6 protein-coding genes are annotated in these 5209 nt (G+C 67.9%); 3 read left to right on the top strand and 3 right to left on the bottom strand.

The features are described from left to right. From ccmC to ccmA, 3 genes are all read right to left on the bottom strand, one after another. A partial coding sequence (gene ccmC, locus DBR34_RS17565) for a heme ABC transporter permease CcmC (RefSeq protein ID WP_128097750.1) occupies nt 1–758 on the bottom strand: 758 nt, incomplete at its 3' end. 96 nt (nt 759–854) lie between these two features. Then, nucleotides 855–1550, bottom strand: coding sequence for a heme exporter protein CcmB (gene ccmB / locus DBR34_RS17570; protein ID WP_128097735.1), 696 nt, complete (start codon nt 1548–1550; stop codon nt 855–857). Beyond that, the gene (ccmA, locus tag DBR34_RS17575; protein ID WP_128097736.1) at nt 1547–2227 is read right to left on the bottom strand and encodes a heme ABC exporter ATP-binding protein CcmA; all 681 of its coding nucleotides are present in this window, start codon (nt 2225–2227) and stop codon (nt 1547–1549) included. Before ccmA ends, ccmB begins: the two co-directional genes overlap by 4 nt. An 86-nt stretch (nt 2228–2313) precedes the next feature. Between ccmA and DBR34_RS17580 the strand changes: the two genes are divergently transcribed. The 3 genes from DBR34_RS17580 (at nt 2314) to DBR34_RS17590 (ending at nt 4822) form a co-directional block, all read left to right on the top strand. Then, the gene (locus DBR34_RS17580) at nt 2314–3462 is read left to right on the top strand and encodes a pyridoxal phosphate-dependent aminotransferase (RefSeq protein WP_128097737.1); all 1149 of its coding nucleotides are present in this window, start codon (nt 2314–2316) and stop codon (nt 3460–3462) included. Next, nucleotides 3462–4295, top strand: coding sequence for an amidohydrolase (locus tag DBR34_RS17585; RefSeq protein WP_128097738.1), 834 nt, complete (start codon nt 3462–3464; stop codon nt 4293–4295). Before DBR34_RS17580 ends, DBR34_RS17585 begins: the two co-directional genes overlap by 1 nt. A gap of 92 nt (nt 4296–4387) precedes the next feature. Next, nucleotides 4388–4822, top strand: a complete 435-nt coding sequence (locus tag DBR34_RS17590; RefSeq protein ID WP_128097739.1) for a hypothetical protein — start codon at nt 4388–4390, stop codon at nt 4820–4822. Nucleotides 4823–5209: the final 387 nt, after the last annotated feature.

The raw sequence follows: 5209 nt of genomic DNA on the forward strand, positions 1-5209 counted from the left end.
GTGGCAGGCGCGTCGACGCCGCCGAAGCGCTCGCCAACCCAGGCCTTGCCGGCTTCACGGGTGAGGTTGTCGGCGCGTGCCTTGGCCAGCAACGAACCGACGAACCACAGTTTGGTGGCTACCACCATCCACCATAGCGGGGCGATCAGTTCCGGGCGCACGGCATTGGTGCCGAACACGTTGACCGACTGGCGCTGGTGCAGGCCGCCAAACCAGTCCACCGAATAGCGGATCACCGGCAGCAGGCCCACCCCGACGATGGCCAGCAGGCCGGCCGCGCGCGCGGCGCTGCGCCGGTCTTCGATGGCATGGTACAGGCCGATCACGCCCAGGTAGAGGAACAGCAGGATCAGTTCGCTGGTCAGGCGCGGATCCCAATCCCACCAGCCGCCCCAGGTGCCTTTGCCCCAGATGCTGCCGGTGAGCAGGGTGATCAGGGTGAAGCCGGCGCCCATCGGGGCGCAGGCCATCGCCAGGATCTCGCAGATCTTGATCCGCCATACCAGGGCGATGACCGAGTAGAAGGCCATCAACGCGAACACGAACAGGCTCATCCACGCGCTGGGCACGTGGATGTAGATGATGCGGAAGGCATCGTTCTGGCTCTGCTCGGCCGGGACCACCCACAGCCCCTGCCAGATCCCGACCAGCAGCACCGGCAGCGCGGCCACGTAGAACACGCGCGACCAGCGCGCGGCGAAGCGATCGAAGGTGGGCGGCGAGGCGAGTTGGTGGAACCAGCGGACGATAGTGTGCATGCAGCGGTAGCTATCCAACCTAGGGCGACGATTCAACGGACGTGGAGCGGCTTGTTGAACGATGACGCTCGAAACGGTGGTGCAGAAGACGATGGCTCAACTCAGCGAGATCCGGATCGCGGCGGCGGTGGCCAATGGTGCAAGCACCAGCGCCACCACCAGCCCGGCACCCAGCAGCAGCAGCGCCGCCACCGGATCCTGTCCGCGCGAGGCCGCCGCCACGCTGCCTGCACCGAATACCAGCACCGGTACGTACAGCGGCAACGCCAGCAACGCCACGAGAATACCAGAGCGCCGGATGCTCACGGTCAGCGCGGCAACCACGCCGCCGATCAGGCTCAGGACCGGTGTTCCCAGCAGCAACGATGCCAGCAGGATCGGCAGCTGGTCATGCGGCAGATGCAGCATTTCCGCCAGCAACGGGGTCACCAGGATCAGTGGCAGGGCGGTGGTGGCCCAGTGCAGCAGCACCCGCACCAGCACCAGCCAGGCCAGCGGCACCGGGGCCAGCAGCCACTGTTCGAGCGTGCCGTCCTCGGCATCGCTGCGGAACAGCGAATCCAGCGCCAGCTGACCGGCCAGCAGCACCGCCAGCCACAGCACCGCTGCGGCCACCTGCGCCATCAGCTGGGGCTCGCGGCCCTGGGCCAGGGCAAACAGCACCACCACCAGCACCGCGAACATCAGCGGCTGCAGGGCATCGCCGCGGCGCCGCCAAAGCAGGCGCAGGTCGCGACGGGCCAGCGCCCGCGCGGTCTGCCACAGGCCCGGCTCGGTACCCGGCGCGATCATGCGGCACCCCCTTGTGGTGCCGGGCTCTGCCCGGCAGACGCTGACATCGCCCCGGCGGGCGACAGCCGCAGCAGCCGCGTCTGGACCGGCGGTGCGGCGTAGGCGCCGTGGGTGGTTACCAAGGCAGCGCCGCCGCTGCGGAGGTGGGCGGAAATCATCCGGTTCACCAGGTTGATGCCGTCCAGGTCGAGGTTGGCGTAGGGCTCGTCGAGCAGCCACAGCGGGGCCGGCGACAGCCAGATCCGGGCCAGCGCCAGGCGCCGCTTCTGTCCGGCCGAGAGTTGGCGCACCAGGGTGTCCTCATAGCCGGCCAGGCCGACGATGGCCAGCGCGTTGCCCGGCATCTGGCGCGTGCGCCGGCCGTGCAGGCCGCACAGGAAATGCAGGTTTTCCAGCGTGTCCAGGTCGGCCTTCAGCGCCGGCAGGTGGCTCAGGTAGGCCACGAACCGCGCGCGTTCCTTGTGCCCGGCGGCCCGGCCGTCGATCTGCACCTGCCCGGCATCGGCGCGCAGCAGGCCGGCCAGCACCCGCAGCAGGGTGGTCTTACCGGATCCGTTGTCGCCCTGCACCAGCAGCGCTTCACCGGCATCGATGTGGAAATCGAGCGGGCCGAACACCGGTTCATCGTTGCGACTGAAGGCAAGGCCTTGGGCGGCCAGCAACGGAGGAGCGTTCAAGGGGCGGTCTTTGCGGCGGAAAGGGCGGTCATTGTATCGGGGGTTTTGCGTACACTGGCCTTTCCCCCTTTTCTTCTTTCCGGCCGATGCAACCGCAAACCAAGCTGCCCAAGGTGGGCACCACCATTTTCACCGTGATGTCCCAGCTGGCTGCCGAGCATGGCGCCGTGAACCTGGGGCAGGGGTTTCCGGATTTCTCCGCGCCGCAGCGCCTGGTGGATGAAACCATCAAGGCCATGCAGGGCGGCTTGAACCAGTACCCGCCGATGACCGGGGTGGCACCGCTGCGCCAGGCCATCGCGCAGAAGTCGCTGGATCTGTATGGCGCACAGGTGGACCCGGACACGGAAATCACCGTGACCAGCGGCGCCACCGAGGCGATCTTCAACGCCATCCACGCCGTGGTGCGCCCGGGCGAGGAAGTGATCGTGCTGGACCCGGCGTACGACTGCTACGAGCCGGCCATCGACCTGGCCGGCGCGCGCGCGGTGCACGTGCCGCTGGACCCTCAGACCTTCGCGGTGGACTGGGACCGCGTGCGCGCGGCGATCACCCCGCGCACCCGCCTGCTGATGGTCAACACGCCGCACAACCCGTCCGGCGCGATGCTCAGCGCCGAGGACATGCAGGCGCTGGCCGACGTATTGCGCGGCACCAGCATCTACCTGATTTCCGATGAGGTGTACGAGCACATCATCTACGACGGCCGCCGCCACGAATCGGCGCTGCGCTACCCGGAACTGCGCGAACGCGCGTTCGTGATCTCCAGCTTCGGCAAGACCTACCACTGCACCGGCTGGAAGATCGGCTATGCGATCGCGCCGCCGGCGATGAGCGCCGAGTTCCGCAAGGTCCACCAGTACAACACCTTCACCAGCTTCGGCCCGGCCCAGTATGGCTTTGCCGCGATGATCCGTGACGAGCCCGGGCACCACCTCGACCTGGGGGCGTTCTACCAGGCCAAGCGCGACCGCTTCCGCGAGCAGCTGCTGACCACCCGCCTGACCCCGCTGCCGGTGCCGGGCGGATATTTCCAGCTGGTGGACTACTCGGCCATCAGCGATCTGCCGGACCACGAATTCGTGAAGTGGCTGACCATCGAAAAGGGCGTGGCCGCGATTCCGCTGTCGCCGTTCTACGAGACCGCACCGGTAGGCCAGCGCCTGGTGCGGCTGTGCTTTGCCAAGAACGACGCCACGCTGGATGCGGCGATCGAACGCCTGCAGGTGCTGTGATGGGCGCCCCCGTCGAACGTGGTGACCTGCGCATCTCCCTGGTCCAGGGTGATACCCGCTGGCACGACCCGGCTGGCAACCGCGCGTACTACGGCGCGCTGCTGGCCCCGCTGGCCGGAAAGACCGACCTGGTGATCCTGCCGGAAACCTTCACCAGTGGCTTCTCCAACGAGGCCATCGACAAGGCCGAAGGCATGGACGGCCCGACCGTGGCCTGGATCCGCGAGCAGGCGGTACTGCTGGGCGCGGCGGTCACCGGCAGCGTGCAGCTGCGGGTGGGGCAGGGCGTGTACAACCGCCTGCTGTGGGCCACGCCGGACGGCGAGCTGCAGCATTACGACAAGCGCCACCTGTTCCGTTACGGCAACGAGCACCTGCGCTATGCGGCCGGCAACGAGCGCCTGAGCGTGGAATGGAAGGGCTGGCGGATCAATCCGCAGGTCTGCTACGACCTGCGTTTCCCGGTGTTCTGCCGCAACCGCTTCGATGTGGAGCGCCCGGGCGATCTGGACTTCGACCTGCAGATCTTCGTGGCCAACTGGCCGTCGGCACGTGCCTACCCGTGGCGCACGCTGCTGCGTGCGCGTGCGATCGAGAACCTGTGCTTCGTGGCCGCGGTCAACCGGGTGGGCGTGGATGGCAACGACCTGCACTATGCCGGCGACAGCGCGGTGATCGACTTCCTCGGCCAGCCGCAGGTGGAAGTGCGCGAGGTGGAGCAGGTGGTGACCACCACCATCTCGGCGGCCGCACTGGCTGCGCATCGCGCGCGTTTCCCGGCGATGCTCGATGCCGATGCGTTCACCCTGGACGGTCCGGTCGACGCTGGCTGAACGATGGCCTGATGGCGGCGTGTGATCTCATCCGGGTCACACGCCGCCACTGCTAGATTCGCCTCGTCACCCACTGAGTACGAGCGGATCGCATGAAGACGTTTTCTCTGGTTTTGATCGCGCTGGCCGGCCTCTCGACGGCCTCGGCCGCGCAGGCAGCTGGCAACATCGACTGCGAGCTGCACTACAACCTGGCCGGCTGGTCGGTGCTGTACAAGACCGCATCGGGCACCGGCACCATCAGCTGCGACAACGGCGCGCGCATCCCGGTGAAGATCACCGTCAAGGGCGGCGGGCTGACCGTGGGCAAGTCCAAGATCGTGGACGGCAAGGGCAGGTTCTCCGGTGCCTATTCGGTCAACGACCTGATCGGCTCCTACGCCTCGGTGGAAGCCCATGCGGGCGCCGACAAATCCAGCAATGCGCAGGTCATGACCAAGGGCGATGTGTCGCTCGCGCTGGCCGGTACCGGCAAGGGCTGGGACCTGGGCGTGGGCCTGGGCAAGTTCACCATCGAGCGCCGCTGAGGCATCATCTGGCCGGCGTTACCTGCAGCCACCCATGGGGTGGCTCTACCGGATTTGGCCGGCATTACGCGCAGCCACCCATGGGGTGGCCCCAACCGCATTTGGCCGGAGGTTGATGGCGCAAGGGTGCACACGTAGAGCAGGGTAGAGCCACCCCATGGGTGGCTGCCCCAGTCGGCACAACGCGCAACCAGCCCCAATAAAAAACCCCGGCCGAAACCGGGGTTTTTTGATCTCAGCGTATCAGGGATCAGCCGCCGCGCGGGCCGCCACCACGGTGACCGCCGCCGCCCGGACCGCGGCTGCCGCCGGGCCGTCCGCCCGGGCCGCCGGGACCACGACCACCGGGACCGCCCGGGCCACGGTTGCCACCCGGACCACCCGGAC

This window comes from Stenotrophomonas sp. HMWF003 (assembly GCF_003061285.1).
Classification (GTDB): domain Bacteria; phylum Pseudomonadota; class Gammaproteobacteria; order Xanthomonadales; family Xanthomonadaceae; genus Stenotrophomonas; species Stenotrophomonas maltophilia_AP.